This window comes from Bombilactobacillus apium (genome assembly GCF_013385145.1).
Lineage (GTDB): Bacteria > Bacillota > Bacilli > Lactobacillales > Lactobacillaceae > Bombilactobacillus > Bombilactobacillus apium.
On record NZ_JABZEC010000011.1, the window covers coordinates 1 to 18,311 of the forward strand.

The 18,311-nt window shown below is 41.1% G+C and carries 18 protein-coding genes, 1 rRNA gene and 1 pseudogene; 10 read left to right on the forward strand and 10 right to left on the reverse strand.

Annotation, left to right across the window (positions count from 1 at the left end; translation table 11 throughout):
- The first annotated feature begins 5 nt into the window (after window positions 1-5).
- The 3 genes from rrf (at window position 6) to HU830_RS08465 (ending at window position 1,425) form a co-directional block, all read left to right on the forward strand.
- A 5S ribosomal RNA gene (gene rrf / locus HU830_RS08455) occupies window positions 6-122 on the forward strand.
- 93 nt (window positions 123-215) lie between these two features.
- Complete coding sequence (locus HU830_RS08460) at window positions 216-974, forward strand: threonine/serine exporter family protein (protein ID WP_176943318.1); 759 nt, start codon at window positions 216-218, stop codon at window positions 972-974.
- Window positions 975-984: 10 nt separating this feature from the next.
- Window positions 985-1,425: a threonine/serine exporter family protein gene (locus tag HU830_RS08465; RefSeq protein WP_176943319.1), complete on the forward strand. Its 441-nt coding sequence runs from the start codon at window positions 985-987 to the stop codon at window positions 1,423-1,425.
- A 187-nt stretch (window positions 1,426-1,612) separates the two neighbouring features.
- Here the strand turns inward: HU830_RS08465 and HU830_RS08470 are convergent, their stop codons facing one another.
- Together HU830_RS08470 and HU830_RS08475 are read right to left on the reverse strand one after the other, a co-directional pair.
- Window positions 1,613-2,449 carry an alpha/beta hydrolase gene (locus HU830_RS08470; protein WP_176943320.1) on the reverse strand — a complete coding sequence of 279 codons (837 nt, stop codon included), beginning with the start codon at window positions 2,447-2,449 and terminating at the stop codon, window positions 1,613-1,615.
- Window positions 2,415-3,572, reverse strand: coding sequence for a hypothetical protein (locus HU830_RS08475; protein ID WP_176943321.1), 1,158 nt, complete (start codon window positions 3,570-3,572; stop codon window positions 2,415-2,417). Before HU830_RS08475 ends, HU830_RS08470 begins: the two co-directional genes overlap by 35 nt.
- 43 nt (window positions 3,573-3,615) lie before the next feature.
- Between HU830_RS08475 and HU830_RS08480 the strand changes: the two genes are divergently transcribed.
- Entirely contained in the window at window positions 3,616-4,812 is a 1,197-nt protein-coding gene (locus tag HU830_RS08480) for an MFS transporter (RefSeq protein ID WP_324196354.1), read from the forward strand.
- A gap of 102 nt (window positions 4,813-4,914) precedes the next feature.
- On the forward strand, window positions 4,915-6,564 hold the full coding sequence (locus tag HU830_RS08485) for a peptide ABC transporter substrate-binding protein (protein WP_176943322.1): 1,650 nt from the start codon (window positions 4,915-4,917) through the stop codon (window positions 6,562-6,564).
- Between the two features lie 543 nt (window positions 6,565-7,107).
- On the opposite strand, the gene HU830_RS08490 is transcribed toward HU830_RS08485, so the two are convergent.
- The gene (locus tag HU830_RS08490) at window positions 7,108-8,454 is read right to left on the reverse strand and encodes an amino acid permease (RefSeq protein WP_176943323.1); all 1,347 of its coding nucleotides are present in this window, start codon (window positions 8,452-8,454) and stop codon (window positions 7,108-7,110) included.
- Between the two features lie 257 nt (window positions 8,455-8,711).
- Here HU830_RS08490 and HU830_RS08495 point away from each other — a divergent pair, with 257 nt between their 5' ends.
- Genes HU830_RS08495 through HU830_RS08505 form a run of 3 tightly spaced genes read left to right on the forward strand, consistent with a single transcriptional unit; the run spans window position 8,712 to window position 10,403 of the window.
- Window positions 8,712-9,197, forward strand: a complete 486-nt coding sequence (locus HU830_RS08495; protein WP_176943324.1) for a hypothetical protein — start codon at window positions 8,712-8,714, stop codon at window positions 9,195-9,197.
- Window positions 9,190-10,041 carry a sulfite exporter TauE/SafE family protein gene (locus HU830_RS08500; protein WP_176943334.1) on the forward strand — a complete coding sequence of 284 codons (852 nt, stop codon included), beginning with the start codon at window positions 9,190-9,192 and terminating at the stop codon, window positions 10,039-10,041. The genes HU830_RS08495 and HU830_RS08500 overlap by 8 nt, the downstream gene beginning before the upstream one ends.
- Window positions 10,041-10,403: a DUF1634 domain-containing protein gene (locus tag HU830_RS08505; protein ID WP_176943325.1), complete on the forward strand. Its 363-nt coding sequence runs from the start codon at window positions 10,041-10,043 to the stop codon at window positions 10,401-10,403. Before HU830_RS08500 ends, HU830_RS08505 begins: the two co-directional genes overlap by 1 nt.
- A 92-nt stretch (window positions 10,404-10,495) precedes the next feature.
- On the opposite strand, the pseudogene HU830_RS08510 reads toward HU830_RS08505, so the two are convergent.
- The 6 genes and pseudogenes from HU830_RS08510 to nrdH form a co-directional block, all read right to left on the reverse strand.
- Window positions 10,496-10,924, reverse strand: a pseudogene (locus HU830_RS08510) (maltose acetyltransferase domain-containing protein).
- A 289-nt stretch (window positions 10,925-11,213) separates the two neighbouring features.
- Window positions 11,214-12,260 (reverse strand): 2,3-butanediol dehydrogenase, encoded by a 1,047-nt coding sequence (locus HU830_RS08515; RefSeq protein WP_176943326.1) that lies wholly within the window; start codon window positions 12,258-12,260, stop codon window positions 11,214-11,216.
- A gap of 118 nt (window positions 12,261-12,378) precedes the next feature.
- A complete protein-coding gene (gene nrdF / locus HU830_RS08520; RefSeq protein WP_176943327.1) occupies window positions 12,379-13,353 on the reverse strand; it encodes a class 1b ribonucleoside-diphosphate reductase subunit beta in 975 nt (324 codons plus the stop codon).
- A 21-nt stretch (window positions 13,354-13,374) separates the two neighbouring features.
- Window positions 13,375-15,549 (reverse strand): class 1b ribonucleoside-diphosphate reductase subunit alpha, encoded by a 2,175-nt coding sequence (gene nrdE / locus HU830_RS08525; protein ID WP_176943328.1) that lies wholly within the window; start codon window positions 15,547-15,549, stop codon window positions 13,375-13,377.
- Window positions 15,530-15,910, reverse strand: a complete 381-nt coding sequence (locus tag HU830_RS08530) for a ribonucleotide reductase stimulatory protein (RefSeq protein WP_176943329.1) — start codon at window positions 15,908-15,910, stop codon at window positions 15,530-15,532. Before HU830_RS08530 ends, nrdE begins: the two co-directional genes overlap by 20 nt.
- On the reverse strand, window positions 15,907-16,143 hold the full coding sequence (nrdH, locus tag HU830_RS08535) for a glutaredoxin-like protein NrdH (protein WP_176943330.1): 237 nt from the start codon (window positions 16,141-16,143) through the stop codon (window positions 15,907-15,909). The genes HU830_RS08530 and nrdH overlap by 4 nt, the downstream gene beginning before the upstream one ends.
- A 351-nt stretch (window positions 16,144-16,494) precedes the next feature.
- Here nrdH and HU830_RS08540 point away from each other — a divergent pair, with 351 nt between their 5' ends.
- Window positions 16,495-17,115, forward strand: a complete 621-nt coding sequence (locus HU830_RS08540; RefSeq protein WP_176943331.1) for an LVIS_2131 family protein — start codon at window positions 16,495-16,497, stop codon at window positions 17,113-17,115.
- A 140-nt stretch (window positions 17,116-17,255) separates the two neighbouring features.
- Here HU830_RS08540 and HU830_RS08545 read toward each other — a convergent pair whose 3' ends face one another.
- Entirely contained in the window at window positions 17,256-17,519 is a 264-nt protein-coding gene (locus HU830_RS08545; RefSeq protein WP_228765899.1) for a DUF2187 domain-containing protein, read from the reverse strand.
- Window positions 17,520-17,594: 75 nt separating this feature from the next.
- On the opposite strand from HU830_RS08545, the gene HU830_RS08550 reads away from it, so the two are divergent.
- Window positions 17,595-18,149, forward strand: a complete 555-nt coding sequence (locus HU830_RS08550; RefSeq protein WP_176943332.1) for a guanylate kinase — start codon at window positions 17,595-17,597, stop codon at window positions 18,147-18,149.
- The last annotated feature ends 162 nt before the right edge of the window (window positions 18,150-18,311 follow it).

The window sequence follows — 18,311 nt, forward strand, 5'->3', positions numbered from 1 at the left end:
GCAAGTGTGGTGGCGATAGTGAGAAGGATACACCTGTTCCCATGCCGAACACAGAAGTTAAGCTTTTTAACGCCGAAAGTAGTTGGTGGGAAACTACCTGCGAGGATTGGTCGTTGCCACGCTTAAGAAAAAAGATCATCAGTTCAATCTGATGGTCTTTTTAGTTGCTTAAATAAAGCTTTATAAATCTAAAAATATATGGTGAGGTGTTGAAGATGGAGGAAAGGCGCATACAACAGATTTTAGATACTGGAGTTTTGGCTGGACGAATTTTAATGGAGTCTGGTTCAGAGATGTATCGAACCGAGGACACTTTAGAACGAATTCTCTGTAAAGGAGGCCTGGAGCACCCTGAAATCTTTACCACCCCGACCGGAATTTTTGTCAGTGCTCGGGATATCAATAATACAAAAATGGTTCAATTGACGACCAGTTCCGTTAACTTAGAAAAAGTGGCGCAAGTTAATGCTTTGTCTCGGCAATTTTCTCAAGAAGAGATCACTTTAAATGAGCTCCAACAGGGCTTACATCAAGTAGATACCGGGGCCTTGGATTTTCCTTTCTGGTGGAAGTTAATCAGTGCCTTTTTAATTAGTTGTACACTGATGGTCCTCTTCACGGGCCAGTACGATTGGACTGATTTTTTACCCGCCGGGGTGGTGGGTTTAGTCGGCTATCTTTTGTTTTATTATCTAAATCATGTTTTACAAATCCAATTTATTAGTGAATTTATTGCTAGTGCCGGCTTAGCCTTAACCGCCTTGATTTTACAAAAAATAGGTTTGGTTGGAAATTTAAACAACGTGATTATTGGTGCTGCAATGCCTCTAGTCCCGGGAGTTGCCTTAACTAATGCTTTGCGAGATTTAATTGCCGGACACTTATTATCGGGTTTGGCGCGAATGTGCGTGGGGGTTTTAAGTGCGATGGCTATTGGTGGTGGAATTGCGGTTATTTTAAGATTCTGTTCGTGAGGTAAAAGAGATGAATATAAGCCTTCAGATTGGGATTCAGATTATTTTTAGTGCAGTTGCCACCATGGGCTATGGAATTTTTGTGAATATTCCGCGACAGGCCCTTTTACCTTGCGGTTGCAGTGGGACAATTGGTTGGTTAGTTTATTGGTACTTCGTAGATTTTGTGCATGCTGGGCGAGTTTTTTCCAGTTTGGTAGCGGCTTTGATTGTTGGTTTGGTTAGTTATGGCTGGGCCCGAGGTTTCAAAATGCCAGCGACTTTATTTAATGTTCCGGCATTAGTTCCTCTAGTTCCGGGAGTTCCGGCTTATCAAGCTGTTCGGGCGATGGTTATGGGACAATTTGTGAATAGTGTCAACTTGTTTATTATGGTAATTTTAATTATGGGAGCTATTGCTTTGGGTTATTTGATGGCTCAGGTTTTGATTGATATTGTGCATCGCTATTAATCGTGGTATATTGAACTTTGCGATGAGTCGAGGGATCACTTGTTAAAAGTGATCGTTCTAGAGGACGTCAATTGGAAACAGTACTCACCGGAGTTGTGAGGACGGTTTGAGGAGAAGATGTGAACTTCGAATCAAATATTACTTGTAAAAGTAGTATCTCAAAGAAAAAGCAATGGTCCTTTTGGGATCATTGCTTTTTTGGTTTATTGAAATTGTTGTGGCGATTAATTAAGTTGTCATGAATTAGGCGAGTAACTTGAGGATTTGCTAAGACACTGGAATGGGTACTGTCAGCGCCTGTAACGGTTAGCTGGGTATACTTTTGAACCTGTTCTTGGAAAATATACTTTCCTGCATCGACACTTTCTGCAGGAACAATTCCATCATCTTGATAGTTGGTATTGCCGGCAATGGAAAAGACGGTGATTTTTTGCGGGATTCTTTTCCGATTTTGATATAGTTGGCGAAAAATTGCGGTTTGATTTTTGGGATTAGACTCTAGCGAGTTATAGGGAGTCCCAATTGTGGTCAGAGAATTAATCGTTAAATCATTGGCATCAAAGTACTTTTCTAGATACCAAGTCCAGATTAGTCCGCCATTAGAATGACCAATAGCTTGAAAGTTATTGAAATTATAATTTTTGATTAGATAAGTCATCGCCACTTGGAGCCATTTGGTTTGCTGGGCAATATTTTCATAACCATCATGATTATTTTGAAAAGCAATTACTACGAAAGGCTGCCGATCGCGTGCGGCGATGTTCCCAGTAACTTTGACTGTCTTATTAGTCTGGACAGTAAGTTTTAAAATACTGTGCTTAGTTTTATTAGCATTTAAATTCTGAAATAAGTTATCAAAGCGATCTTGGCTGGCGGAGCTTCCCGGAATAAAAATTAAGGGCGATAAGCTAGAGTTGTGAAAAGCGCGTTCGTTGTGGACTGAACGCTGCATGACGAAATAGGCGGGAATCCCTAAAAGAATAATGAAGCTAGCTAAGATTTGGGTCCAGTGACGTTCTTTCATGTTGTACCTCGAATTTAATAAAAGGATAGTAGATAGCAGTTGAACAAGCAATGGCTAAAATAGTTGCTATTAGACTAGCCCAGTTGCCATTAGTTCCTAGGAAGTTTACAAGCCAATTGGGGGTTCCAGCAAAAACTTGGTAAACTGCCGGCGGCGCCCAACCAAAGTTGATAAAACAAGCGCCAATTCCCATGCTCACAAGTGGGCTAAGAATAAAAGGTATTAAGAGAAAAGGATTAAAGAGCAAGGGGAGACCAATTAGTAAGGGAGCATTAAAGCCGAAAGAACAGAGAAAGATGTTTTCCAAAACGAGGCGATTTTGTTTCAGGAGATAGAGGGCGATGATTAAGCCTAAAGTTCCGCCAACGCCGCCTAGAAAGGCGTAGCTAGTATAAACAGAGTGAATATTAATGGGATAGGGTAAATTTTGGAGACTTTTTTTGGAAAGGGCTTGGGCTAAATTTGCGGTTGCTTTCGGAGAATTAATATACTGACTGTTGCTCGAGAAAGGATCAATTAGCCCCATCCAGGCTGCCAGATTACGAATTCCTGCTAAGGGAGCGACGGCCGACCAGTTAATATGGCGTGAACTGGTGGAAATTCCGGGAAGACTGGTTAAGAAGGTGCTTGAACGGAGAAGATTGAGTAAATAGCCACTAATTAAGGAACAAGTCAAAGGAAGAAATTTCCCGGGGATCAACGGCCAGATTCGAGCCACTGAGTAACTAATGATAATTACTAAACAGAAAACAGGGACTTTAAAGCTGAATTTTAATTCGGGATTAAAGTTCCAACTATTAATTATCAGAATCAAGATGGTATTGAGGCTATTGAGATACTTAGTTTGGGGCCGCCATTGTTCTGTCAAAACGTAGCCCAAGAAGCACATAATTAATAACTCTAGGAGATTAATAATTGTCGAGATGTTACGTGCCCAAGGTCCTTGTAGAAGCGGGAGATGGAAAATTTGGACGAAGAAGCCATTGGGAGTTAGGCAGGTTAAGCGAATAAGGTGCAAATAGGTGTCCATCAAGACGAGAGGATATATTTTGGCGAAACTTAGTTGCAATTGTTGGGCGAAGCTAAAATAACGTTGAGAAATTAACTGCCAGAATTTGGTCATCTAGGGACCTCCTAAAAATATTTTGAACAAAGGAGCAATTAATGTGAAAAGTAAACAGCAGCGTTGGCTATTAGCATTGAATATTATTTTTAATTTAATTATGGGCTTTATTTTACCAGTAAATACCATTTTTATAACGAAAAACTTACGTAAAAGTATGGTAACCGCCGGTTTCGTCTTATTGATTTATTCGCTATTGATGCTGGTTGGAAATTTCTTAGGGGGACAATTATTTGATCGCTGGTCGCATCGGGGGACTTTATTGTTGGGATACGGCTTGAGTGCTGCCAGTCTTTGCGCAATTACTTTCAACCATACTTGGCCCAGCTATTTTATTTTTTTGGCTACTGGCGGACTAGCCATGGGGATCGCTTATACAGGAATTAATTCTTATACGGCTTTATTGGCAGAACAAAGTCCCCGAAAGAGTCAGACCATTTTTAGTCGGATGTATTTAGCTGCTAATGTCGGGATCGCTGTGGGATCCACTTTTGTCGGTTGGATTTTTCAAAGGAGTGTTTTTTGGACCTTTGCGCTCCAAACAATTTGTTTTTTAAGCTGTTTTCTAATTGTTTTGCGCCTAGGAGCTATTTTAGAGAGTCCAGCTGCTAAAGCAACTGCTGACCAGCCGCCATTTTCCTCAGCACCTTTTCTAAAATTAACGCGTCCGCAGCGAATTAGAAATTTGATCTTAGTTGCTAGTGCCTCTTTAATTATTTGGTCGGGCTATTCTCAGTGGGATAGTAATTTATCTTTATACATGCTCCAAAATCATTTCTCGTTGGCCCAATACAGCTTCTTGTTCAGCATCAATGCGGCCTCTTTGTTTATTATTCAACCCTTGATGAATCGTTTATTGGGACATTTCTTGACGCAATTAAAGTCGCAAATCACGGTCGGTTTACTTTTGATGGGAAGCTCCTTTTTGCTATTGCCTACGGCTACTAATTATAGCCAATATATTGGGAGTATGCTGCTTTTAACCATTGGTGAGTCAGTGACCTTTCCCTTAATTCCGGCCTTGTTGAACAAATTTGCGCAACATGAAAATCGTGGAACCTATCAGAGTTTTTATGTCATTTTTAGTTCCCTAGGAAGAGCTTTGGGTCCCTATTGGGGGAGTCTTTTAATTACAAAGGCTTCATTTACAACTCTTTTCTATGTTATCTGGGTCACAATGTTCTTGGCAGCCTGGGGAATTGGTCAAGTCCGGGAAAAACCTGCACCTGATTTAAACTGAACTCCCTACTGAAAAATTAATTTTTTTTAACCGTTAACGATTTACTTTTAATGAGAATAATAGTAAACTTTATTCAACTTTTAAAAGAGTAGGGTGAATAGGATGCAAATAAAACGAATCTTCGCTGCTTCGGCCGTGACCTTAGCTGCTTTGACGACATTGGTTGGTTGTGGCTCCGGTGACAAAAAAGCTAAAGCTCCAGCTGATACTGTAAGTTTTACTTCTAAGGATGCCGTAGCGACCGCGGATTCATCAGTTGTTACCGATTTAATTTCGGCCCAACAATTGATGAATACGATGGATGGTCTATATCGTTATGAAGGTAAAGACTTGAAGCCAGCGATGTCAACTAAAATTGTCAAGCCGACCAATAATGGGACTGTTTATACTTTCCCCCTCCGTAAAGATGCTAAGTGGAGCAACGGTGATCCGGTTACCGCCCAAGATTTCGTCTTTGCTTGGCGGCGAACCGTCGATCCGAAGACCAAATCACAGTATTCCTTTATTTATGAGGGGATTACTAACGCTAAAGATATTACCGATGGTAAGAAAGCAGTCGATTCTTTAGGAGTTAAGGCTCTTGATAAGCATACTTTACAAGTTACCCTAGAAAAGCCAGTTCCTTATTTTGATAAATTAATGGCTTTCCAAACTTTCTTCCCGCAAAATCGAAAGGTCGTCGACAAATGGGGTAAGAAATATGGCACCAACTCCAAGACTTTAGTCTTCAATGGACCATACAAACTGCAAGATTGGAGTAATGGCGATAATACTTGGACCCAAGTTAAGAATAATAAGTATTGGAATGCCAAAAAGGTAAAAGTTAAGAAGCTCAAATACCAAGTAATGAAAGATGCTTCCACGTCTTTGAACCTCTATCAATCAGGGAAGTTAGATGTTGCCGAATTAACGGGGGATACTTCTAAACAAATGAAGAATTCTAAAGATTACACGGTTCAAAAACAAAATGCGACCTGCTATCTAGAATTTAATCAAGAAAAATATCCAATCTTTAAGAATGCCAAAATCCGGCAAGCAATGTCGATGACCATTGATCGGCAGCAATTGACCAAGAAAGTTCTGGGTAATGGGACTACCGCAATTGGTCCAGTAACGGCGGCTAATATGGCTTATGATCCGCAGACCAAAGCAGACTTTGTGACCCAGACGAAAGCCGAAGCCGATAAGTATGAGAAGCAAAATCTGAAGCAAGCTAAGCAACTTTGGAAGGAAGGTTTGGCGGAAACCGGAAATACCGGCAAGAAGCAAAGCTTTACTCTCTTAGGCGATGACTTAGATATCATTAAGAAGCAAAATGAATTCCTGCAAAGTCAACTGGAGAAGTTACCGGGATTGAAGATTACCGTCAACAATGTACCTTATAAGACGCGTTTGGAACGGTCACAAAAGCGGGACTTCCAGTTAGTAACAACGAAGTGGAGTGCGGACTTCCCAGATCCAATTAACTTCTTAACCTTATTTACAAGTCATAATAGCTACAACAACGGTCCTTGGAAGAATGCGGAATACGACCAATTGATCAAGAAGAGCTTGGGAGAAGATGCCAACAGACCGGAACAACGTTGGAATGACATGAAGCAAGCGCAAAATATTCTCAGCAAGGAACAAGGAGTTGCCCCGCTGTATCAAGATGGTCAAGCTTACCTAGTTAATTCGCGGGTTAAGCATCTAGATTACGGTCCTGGTGGAATGTACAACATGGTTAGTTTACGGATTAAAGATCAGAAGTAAGCTAATTTCAAGAGCTACAAAAAATTTACAAACCTAAACTGGTGATAGCTTTTAGCTAGAGCCAGTTTTTTGTCGTCTTTAGACCTAGAAGAGCCTGGGAGTTCGTACAAAATATATGGCGGAGAGGTAGTCTGATAATTCATTTGGAGCAGAAGGAGGCTTATCTAGGGGGGTGATGGAAGAATCCTGATCGAGGATTAAACCCGCCTAGGGGGAGGTTTTAGCGTCTTGTGCAGCTGACCAGTAATATTTTCAAAAGATCGAGTAGCTAGATGTCATTGCTTGTCTTTAGAAGAGCATGGGACATAAGTACTCTCACGTTTAGTAAATTCAAATAAATGTATTTCCTAAGCCAGACAAGTTCATCCAAGACCTGAAATCCTACAGAAAATGGTTACTTTCCTGTGGGATTTCGTTAGTTGGACTCCTTGTCTACCGGTTTATTTCACGCTCGCTAGTTTAAAAGCTTGAACCAAGATCAGGATTTTAGAAAATTAGAAAAAGCCTTCTCCGATGAGGGAAAAGGCTTTTTCAGGATGAAGCTTATTTCTTAGCTGCGGCAGGAACCCGTCGGCTAAAGTAATAAATAACTAAGAACCAGATGATTGTTAAGATAGTCGTAATTGTTGTTGCAGGAGTGACCAATAGGATAACGAAGATAAAGCACATGAAGATAATGGTTAAATAATCACTCCAAGGACTAAAGGGAAGCTGGAAAAGTTCCGGACCATTCTTGAAGTCGGCTGACTGGCGGTATTTAACATGGGCCAACATCAAGGACATGTAGATAATCAAGAAGGCGGCGGAAGCGACGGAAGTGATCATTTTGAAGGCATCTTTTGGGAAGCAGTAGTTGATTAAGACTACGCAAACGGCCACAATAATTGTCGATAAGGTAATTGAACGCATCGGAATTTGACGGTGGTTCAATTGTGCAAAATAGTGTTTGCGAGGAGTTAGAGAAAATAACATCCGTCCCGTTGTGAATAAAGAACTATTCAGAGAAGAGGCAGCGGCAGTCAAGACCACGAAATTAATGATTCCAGCAGCTGATTTAATCCCAATTCCCGCAAAAACTTGTACAAAAGGTGAATGTCCAGCGCTATAGTCTGTCCAAGGTTGAATTACCATGATGGCACTGAGAGCACCGATATAGAAAATTAGAATTCGAAAGATAATAGAATTAATAGAATGAGGAATGGTTTCTAGCGGATCTTTGGTTTCCGCGGCCGAAACTCCGACGAATTCAACCCCCAAGAAAGAAAAGAAAGCCATTTGGAAGGCGCCAATTAGTTCACGACCATTGCCCGAACTAATCCCGAAATGCCAGAGATTACTGAGGCGAACTGGTCCCTGATTGGTTCGAACTTGGAAGATCACCATCACGATTGCCGTGATGATAATGGCACAAATCGCGACAATCTTAATGGTCGCAAACCAAAACTCCGTTTCACCGAAAGCAGCCACGGCCACAATATTGATGAGATACAAAATGAGGAGAAAGGCTAGCTCCCAAATCCAACTCGGGATGTGGGGAAACCAGAATTGCATGTAGGCTCCGACGGCCGTTAATTCGGACATCGCAATGACGAGCCAACTAAGCCAATAGGTCCAACCCATGATGAAGCCAGCACGCGGACCAAGATACTTTTTGATAAAATCAATAAAGATGATGGAGTCGGTATCGGAGAGCAAGAGCTCACCTAAGGCGCGCATCATTAGAAAAACAAAGAAACCCGTAATCAGATAGATTACTAAAATTGCCGGTCCCGCTTGTTGGATGGATTCACCGGAACCTAAAAAGAGCCCAGTTCCAATTGTTCCACCTAAGGCAATCATACTGACATGCCGCGCGGAGAGACTACGAGACAAGTTATTGTCATCGCTCATTACGTTAACCACACTTTCCTATTAAGTCGAGGCTTAACTAAGTCTTTGATTAGAATCAAAAAGAGACTCTGAACAGGTATACATCAAGCTTTTATCTTAGCACATTTTTAATTAATAATTAAGACTTAAGACTGAAATTAAGTGTTGAAAAGCAATTTTTTTAGTCAGTTTCTGATTTGTATTAGTTGCTAAAAATGGTAACATAATAGGAAGAAAGTTTAAAACTTAGAAATTTAGCGTCCCAAAGGAGCAACATCATGCAATTAACCGTGCAACAATTCCAAGAAAAAATCGCTAACCATGATTATCAACAGCAACAAAAAGAATTTCCAGTGCCTTCAAAAATTACTGCTCAAACTTTAACCCCTGTAGCTCAGGCCTTGGTTCAAGGATTAGAGGATGATCTTGATCGAGGGTATTTGAGTGAAGTTGAAGCTTTAATGACCGGACTTCCTTTTACTTGTAGTTTTTTATTGCAGACCGGAATCATTAATCTACCTCTAGCTGATAGCGCTAAGACACGTCATTTTTTCACTCCGGAAGAAACCGTGACGGTGACTGCCAATCTGGTGACCATTTGCCCAAATTTGAATGCTTCGGATTTGCGAATTGATCAGGTCGTTGGCGATGCCACGTCGATTGCAGAGGCGACGACGACAATTGCTACGATGATGGCCCAAAATTTAGAACAGGCTCAAGTAAATTATGCCGCTCAAGCCCAGGAGGTTCTTGATGCTGATTAGTCAATTAAGCTTAATGTTAGTTTTTGGTGTCTTGGCTGGAACTCTAGGATCAATTCTCGGAATTGGTGGGGGAATGATTGTCACCCCTATTTTGACAGTGGCTTTAGGGCTAGACATTAAGTATGCGATTGGGGCCAGTATCGTCGTTGTCATTGCGACCAGTTCTGGAGCGACGATTTCCTTTTTAAAAGATGAAATGTTGAATTTGCGAGTGGCGATGTTTTTGGAAATTGCCACCACCGTGGGGGCTATCTTGGGGGCAGCTTTAAATGGCTGGGTGCCTAAATCCGTTCTCTATGTTTTATTCAGCCTCTTGGTGCTCAATTCTTGTGTCAAAATGATCAAAAAATTACGCCATCAATCTGGGGAAACAGCTCCGACAGGAGTTAATCCGGATTACTTAGCTAGCAAATTAAATTTGGATGGTAGTTATTATGATAAAGCCTTAAAAAAAGAAGTTAATTATCAAGTTAGCCATGTTCCCGGAGGGTTCCTAATGATGTTAGCTGCCGGTTTAGCCAGTGGCTTGTTAGGAATTGGGAGTGGTGCTTTTAAAGTCATTGCGATGGATAATATAATGCGGATGCCGCTAAAGCCTTCCAGTGCGACCAGCAACCTGATGATGGGAGTGACAGCTGCCGCTAGTGCGACGGTTTACTTCTTTAATGGAACTATTTTACCGCAAATTGCAGGCCCTCTAGCCTTAGGAGTTGTTTTTGGCGCGATGATTGGCAGTCGAATTATGCAACATCTCCAACCTAAAATTATCCGGATTATCTTTATTCCGATTCTCTTATATCTTGGAATTCAAATGCTCTTGAAGGGATTTGGGGTGACCATCTAATGTCAAAAGAAGAGTTAAACGAAATTGAATTAATCATTGGAAAAATTCTCCGAGTGGGGGTGATCGTCTCAGTCATTGTGATGATTATTGGCTTAGGTTTGATGGTAATTCAAACCCCGACGGGAACGACGGTTCATTTTCCCACAACTATCAGCGGCTTAGTTCACGGAATCGGTCACTTCCAAGCTGCTAGTATTATGATGTTAGGAATCTTTTTGTTGATTTTGACTCCAGTCTTGCGGGTTGTAGTTTCAATTTATGCCTTTGCCAAGGAAAAAGATTATCTCTACGTGATAATTACGACTTTGGTGCTAGTTATCTTAGCCATTGCGATGATTGGTGGCTACTGGATTGCTAATTAAGCAAATTCAAAATAAACAGACATTTTTTATCAGTCAAAAGTGATTGATAAAAAATGTCTGTTTATTTTTTTTGAGATGAAAATTATAAATATTTAGATGAGGTCTTGGCCTGTAAAGCCGGTTCGATCATTGGCGACGATTGGTTGGATTACTCGACAAGGATTGTCGGCGGCAACGACCTGTTTAGGGATGTCATGAGTGACCACGCTTCCGGCACCAATAAATAGTATCTGCGCCAATGGTTATACCGGGAAGGACGGTTACATGGCCGCCAGCCAGCAGTAATCTCCAAGGTGAATATTACAACCAAATTCACAGCGAAAATTGGGGCGAAAGTCTGGCTGAAGACCAGCACTTCCAACAATTTTTCGTAAAATTTTTTCTTTTAAATCGAGATCAGGACAGGTATTAAAAAGGTTAGTTTGTTCTTCAGCCCGTTTGCGAGCCGCAATCAAGAGAGGATCGAAGTCATTATAGGGCTTTCCGGTGGCAATATAAGCAAATTTTTCTTTTAAATTCATTTTTTAATCTCCTCACTCGGCACTACAAGCTATAGAAGTAATTTTATTATAAATTGTTTTTTCTAAAGTTAGGAGTTGGACAGAGCTTGAACTAAAAAAGTAACAAGAAAGAGATTGAGAGTGGGACATTAACTGGTAGACAAGGAGTACAACTAACAAAAATCCCCCAGGAAAGCATTTTCCTGAGGGATTTCGGGTATTGGACGATGGAATAAACGTGAGCATATTTATGTCCCAGTCCCAGTCTCTTTTTAGAAAAACGAGTAATTTAGTTTTGGAAGTTGAAAACTTATGAACCACTCAACCGAACTAAAATTTTAGCTTGGGACTTGTCGTTAGTTAAAGCTTCTAGTCCATCAGTCACTAAATCGTCTAAGGCGATTTCTTTAGTAATAACTGCTTCAGTATTGATTTGACCTTGAGAGACCAAAGCTACGGTCTGCTTGAAACTTTCATTAGAATAAGCAATCGTACTGGTCAGTTGGACGCCAGAGTTGGTGAGTGCCATCGGATTGAAATCAATTGAATGACCATAAATTGCAACGACAACAACTTTACCACGGGGGCGAGTTGCTCGGATAGCTTGATCAAAGGTCGCTTGAACCCCGGCAACTTCAAAGGAGACGTCAATTCCGGCTGGAACGAGCCGCCGTAACTCTTTCAAAGCATCAACTTGATCAGATTTAATGACATCAGTGGCCCCTAATTCCAGCGCTTTTTGGAGTCTTACTTCAGATAAGTCAATGGCAATAATCTTGGTAGCACCAGCAGCCTTAGCAGCGGCGGCAATTAAAACTCCGATTGGGCCCGCGCCAAAGATAGCAACTGTTTGTCCGAAGCGAAGACCACCTTCTTTGATCGCTTGAACCGCCACAGCGGTTGGTTCAATGGTGGCTGCTAAGCGGAGTGGAAAGTCTTGGGGCAAAGCGTAAAGGTTACTTGCGGGAACGTTAACAAATTCGGCTAGGCCCCCATCACAACCAAGACCCAGAAAGTTGTAACCATCGTAAACATCAACATTATCGGGCACTTGGTGATGGGTGATCGTCGGATTGATGGCCACATGATCACCAACTTTAAAGTCCGTAACCTGACTGCCAACTTGCGCGACAACTCCGGAAAATTCGTGGCCTAAAGTGAGTGGAGCTTGACCACCAGTTAAGGGGTCTGGCTGGTCAACGGGGATAAAGATTGGTCCCTCTTGATATTCGTGGAGATCACTACCGCAAATTCCAGCCCAAGCAACGCGTACCACAACATCAGTCTCTTGGTGAGCTTTTAACTCGACGTCTTCAATCCGAACATCATATGCTTGATGCCAAACTGCTGCTTTCATAATCCAAGCCTTCTTTTTTATAATTTATTCTCTTTCATTGTAAGCCTTTTCCCAAAGATTGCCCATAATTTTAATATAAGAAAATAGCTTTCCATATTGAAAAGCTACCATAAAAAATTTATTTTGATTTGCGACCAATATCGTAGTCGGTATCTTTCATCGCCGAAACTTGTCCTAATAAGTAACCATTACCAACTTGCGAGAAGAAGTCATGGTTGCTGGTTCCTGTTGAAATGCCGTTCATAACGATCGGATTAACATCTTCGGCATTACCATCGGCAAAGAGCGGATTTTGTCCCAAATTCATTAAGGCCTTGTTGGCGTTGTAACGGAGGAAGTGATTAACTTCATCAGTCCAGCCAATTTCGTCATATAAAGTGGAAGTATATTTTTCTTCGTTTTCGTACAATTTGTACAACAAATCATACATCCAGTCTTGTAACTTTTGCTGCTCCGTTTCGGATAATTCGTTGAAACCAAGTTGGAATTTATAACCAATATAGGTTCCATGAACGGATTCATCCCGGATAATCAATTTAATGATTTCCGCAACGTTGACCAGTTTGTTGTTCCCCAGATAGTAGAGTGGAGTATAAAAACCAGAGTAGAAGAGGAAGGTTTCTAGAAAGACAGAGGCGACTTTCTTTTCTAAAGGAGTACCATTTTGATAAATCTCGTTGATGATTTCTGCTTTATGCTGCAAATGTTCGTTATGGTTCGTCCAGTCAAAGATTTCGTCAATTTCTTCCGCGGTGTTCAGGGTACTGAAAATAGAAGAATAACTTTTGGCATGAACAGATTCCATAAATTGGATGTTGTTAAAAACGGCCATTTCGGTTTGAGTCCGGATATCGCGCCGTAATTGGTCAATCCCATCTTGAGATTGTAAAGTATCGAGTAAAGTTAAACCGCCAAAAACGTGCCCCACTAAATCCTGTTCGACTTGCGACAATTCACGCCAGTCGTCACGGTCATTAGATAAGGGAATTCGGGTATCAAGCCAAAACTGTTCCGTTAGCTTCTCCCAAGTTGCTTTATCAACTTGATCTTCAATTTTATTCCAGTTAATTGCTTTGTAATAAGTTTCTACCATGCTCACTGCTCCATTTCGAATTTAGATACTGCAACTTTCGCATTCATTAACTCCAATTTCACCGCTGTTATCAGTAAAGGTCCGGACGTAATAAAGAGATTTAATCCCGTGGTAGTAAGCGTAATTTCTTAAAATAGTTAAATCTCGGGTTGTTTGCTTGCCTTCCTCATCGGGGGTCTTCCATTCATAGAGACCTTCGGGGATTTGGGAACGCATGAATAAAGTTAAGCTCATCCCTTGATCGACATGTTGTTGGGCAGCGGCATAGGTATCGATAACTTCCCGCATATCAGTATCATAGGCTGATTTATAAAAAGGAATTGTCTCATTGTTCATGTGGGGAGCAGGGAAATAAAGCTTCCCGTTTTTCTTCTCTTGCCGTTCTTCGACTAACCAAGTCAGAGGCTGAAGGCTGGCACTAGTGTCATTAACATAAGAAATGGAGCCCGTTGGGGCCACAGCGAGACGATTTTGATTATAGAGACCGTCTTTTTGGACATCTTGCTGCAATTGAGCCCAGTCTTTAATCGTCGGAATAAAGATTCCCGCAAATAGTTTTTGAACCCGCGGATCTTGGGGGGTGAAATCCTTTTGAAGATAAGGCTGGAAGTAGCTCCCGTCCGCATACTTAGATTCCGAGAAGTTAGCGAAAGTCTCTTGCCGTTCGCTAGCTAGCTTGTTGCTTTCTACTAAGCTCCAGTAGTTGAGGAGCATAAAGTAGGTGCTAGTAAATTCTAAGGCCTGCGGCGATCCATAGCGAATCTGGTTCATGGCTAAGAAAGTGTGCAGACCCATGGCACCTAAGCCGATAGCATGACTTAATTCATTGCCGTGCTTAATGGTCGGCACAGCATCAATTTGCGAATGATCCGAGACGAAGGTTAAGGCGCGGACCATCGCCCGGACTGATTTACCAAAGTCAGGACTGGCCATCAGATTAGGAATATTGGTGGAACCCAAGTTACAGCTGACATCAGTTCCTAACTTGAGAAAATCTTGGGCATCGTTCAAAACCGAAGGAGTTTGGACTTGCAAGATTTCGGAGCAGAGATTACTCATGATCACTTTGCCGGCCACCGGATTAGCCCGGTTAGCGGTATCAATATTGAGAATATAAGGGTAGCCGGATTCTTGTTGGAGCTTACTAATTTCTAGTTCAACATCTCGGGCTGGAAGCTGATATTTTTTAATCTTAGGGTTGGCTACTAAATTGTCATATTCCTTAGTAATATCAAGATAAGAGAAGGGTTGACCGTATTCTCGTTCGACGTCGTAGGGACTGAAGAGATACATAGTTTGGTCTGCTCGAACTAATTCATAGAACTTATCGGGAACAATTATTCCTAGAGACAAAGTTTTAACCCGGATTTTTTCGTCGGCGTTTTCTTTTTTGGCAGATAAGAAGTCGAGAATATCGGGATGGAAAACATTCAAGTAAACTGCTCCCGCGCCTTGGCGTTGCCCCAGTTGATTACTATAACTAAAACTATCTTCTAAGAGCTTCATGACTGGTAAAACACCACTGGAGGCTCCTTGGACACCCTTAATCGGAGAACCAGCTTCCCGGAGGTTAGAAAGAGTTAAGCCCACTCCACCACCGATTCGGGAGAGTTGCAAGGCACTGTTAATTGCCCGGCCAATGGAGTTCATATCATCGGTAATTTGCACGAGGAAACAAGAAACAAATTCCCCCCGTCTTTTTTTACCGGCATTCAAAAAAGACGGCGTCGCTGGTTGGTAACGTTGGTGAATCATTTCGTCGGCTAATTGTTGAGCTAGCGGGGCATCACCACCGGAAAAATAGAGAGCGTTGGCTAGAACTCGGAGCTCGTAATCTTCGAGATAATAGTTGCCGTCATTGGTTTTGAGAGCGTATTGGTTATAAAACTTATAAGCGGCCATAAAGGAATGAAATTCAAAGTGCTGGTCTTGGAGGTATTGGTAGAGGTCAGCAATAAATTTTGGTTGGTATTGTTCTAAGAAGTCGCCTTCCCAATAGCCATGATCGACCAAGTAAGTAAGGTGTTCTTTGAGATCGGTGGCAATTTTGGTATTGGGGTGCACGTTTTCTTGATAAAAGGCGGCTAAAGCCTCCTGATCTTTATCGAGGGGGATTTGCCCGTTAATAGGGATGTTTAATTCATTATTTAATTTAAAATAGGAAACTTGGGCAATATCAATGTTGTTTAGACTCAATCTGGTCCACTACTTTCTGGAAGTTTTGCACGTCACTAGGCGTGCCGTTGAATTCAAAATCAAAAATCACCGGCACGTTGAGACCGTGGGCAATATCTTTAGCTGTGTGAATATAGAGCTTGTTAAAATTGCGGTTACCACCACCGGCAACACCAATTAAGTTTTGGGTGTTAGTTTGATAACCGAGAAAATCAATAACGGCGTCCATCATATCATCATCATAAGCGGGAACTACCAAGATATACGGAACCCCCATTTCGTAGAAAGGATTGCTATCGGTAATTTCATAGGCCGGACGTTGAACTTTTTCGATAAAGCGCCGGGTTTGTCCAGTAATGGAGTAGAAAGCTAGTTGGGTCATAGTTGGACCACTTGCTTTAATTGATCCGGGCGAAAACCGACGATTGGTTTCTGGTCTGGGGCCATCACGATGGGGAGACTTTGAAAACCTTGGTCTTTGAGATAGTGGAGATATTGTGGTTCTGTATTAATGTTTTTTTCTTCGAATTGGACGTCGTGTTCGGCTAAAAAATGTTTTGTCATTTTGCATTGTACACAACCGTCTTTGGTGTAAACCGTAATTGCTTGTTGCATCACGAAACCCCCTTAATTTGCTGAAGTCAATTATAAGATGAACCTGCTCTAAATACAACATATAGTATTCGGTTTGGGAGAAAATACAGGATAGTGTGGTTGAGAAAGCTTGCTAGGCTCGCTTTAGCGCTCAGAAAAAAATTTGAAGAGTTGGTTTTTGCTCGAATTAGAAAAAATCAGAATCCGCTAATTTTAATTAGATAGCTAAAAATCCCTAGTTTGATCTTCCAAGCCGTTTTTCGCATCAGTCGCGGGATTTATTTCAGGGTAGTTGACATTGGCTGTAGGATAAGAGTAAATAAGTTATAATGATTGAGAATAGTTTGGATTTGGAAAAGACGGAGGATTCAAATGAATCTAAATTGGAATTTATTAGGATTTTTGATTTGGCTCTTGTTTGTAATTGCAGTTGGAGCCCTGATCGTAAATATTCGCCACCGCCATTTGAAAATGGTGGTTGTCCAAAGGCAGCATCATTCTTGGCTAAATCTCAGCTTAGATTTTGGTTTGAGTGGGATCATGTTACTTGTTTTTGGAGGCCTTTTTTATCTGACCTTCTTACAACCGGTAACGGTAACTAATAGTCAACAAGTCAAGTTAAGTTACAAACTACGACCGTTAGTGATGCAAACTGAAAATGCGCAGGGCTTTTATGTCGAAGCGCATGAAGCTAGCGATAAAAGTATTATTAAATATTATACTTATTGGACTAGGGGGGCGAAGTATAATGTGCCGGGAAATAATGCTTCAATTTCTGATGGTAAACAACCGATTAGTTTAAATGCTAAGAACTATCCCTGGCCTGATGTCACTCATTACGATCAAAAGTATCAATCTGCCTATGCCTTGACTCTGGTGGCCCATTACCGCAACAATTGGCGTAACGGTCTTGGCTTTCGTGCGGGAACAGTTGCCACGGATTATACAGTGATTCGAGTCCCTAGTAGCACCTTTACCAAAATTACTAAATAAAATAAAAATCTGAATAGCAGTCTTAGAAAAATAAAAGAACGAATGAAAGAAGTTTTTTCATTCGTTCTTTTTAAGTCAAATCTCAATTATCTAGCGAGGAGATTAACTTGCAATAAAATAAAAATCCTAGTTCGGTAACTTTAATCTTTCTTTTTAGGTTTTGTTTTTGTTTTGGCTTTAGCCTTCGGGGTGTTCTTGGATTTCTTGAGTCCTGAACCAGCGACGACAATCTTGTGATTGAGTTCTGCGACGTTGTCTTCATCTTCTGGACTATAGTCGGTGATATGAATTAAAACAGAATTATTATATAGTTTCTCGACTGTGCCGACAAATGGCTTTTCCATATCTTCTTCTACTTGACCCTGGAGGATATCACCAATTTTAATACTGGAAATTTTCATCATTTTTTCTCCTTCTCCGAAAACTCCTACTATAATATGATACTATGAACCATTTGACAATTCTTTAGGAGCTTTGAAATGAAAAAAATTATTGTTTTAACAGGAGCTAGTGGCTCCGGGAAGACTCGAGTAAGTCATTATCTAACGCAAGAATACCAGATTCCTGCAGTTGTAACCCATACCACCCGACCTCAAAGAACTGGAGAAGTCGAGGGGCAAGATTACTACTTTGAAACTTCCACTACTTTTGCGACTAATGATTATCTGGAGTGCGTCAGTTACGCTGGTTATCAATATGGATCTTCCCGTCAGGGTTTATTGCGCGCTTGGCAGAAACAAGATCTGGTGAGTATTGTTTTAGATACTGCGGGTGCAAGTCGCTATCTAGCAGAATTTGGGGAACAAGTAATTTTAATTTTTGTGACCACTAGTTTGGCAACTTTAGAAAAAAGATTGGCTCAAAGAGGCGATGATCCGGTTGTGATCCAAGCTCGCCTGCAAAGCTCGGAATTTCAAAGGGACTTACAGCTTCCTGCGGACCTGCGAGCTCGAGCTCAAATTGTAAATAATGAAGATTGGATCAAAACATCTCAACAAATTGATCAGATTATTGAACCTTTCAAGAAAAAATAAAAAACGTTATTTTTTATTATTTTTAAAAAAACATAGTTTTTTGTAGTGCTCCCCAAAAGTTGGACCTTTTCAGAGTGGAGAAATCCACTCCGTTTTTTGTTATTTTTGGTAATTCTACTTTAGGCAGCTTTTAATGCTGCTTTTTTGTATTGAACTGGACTT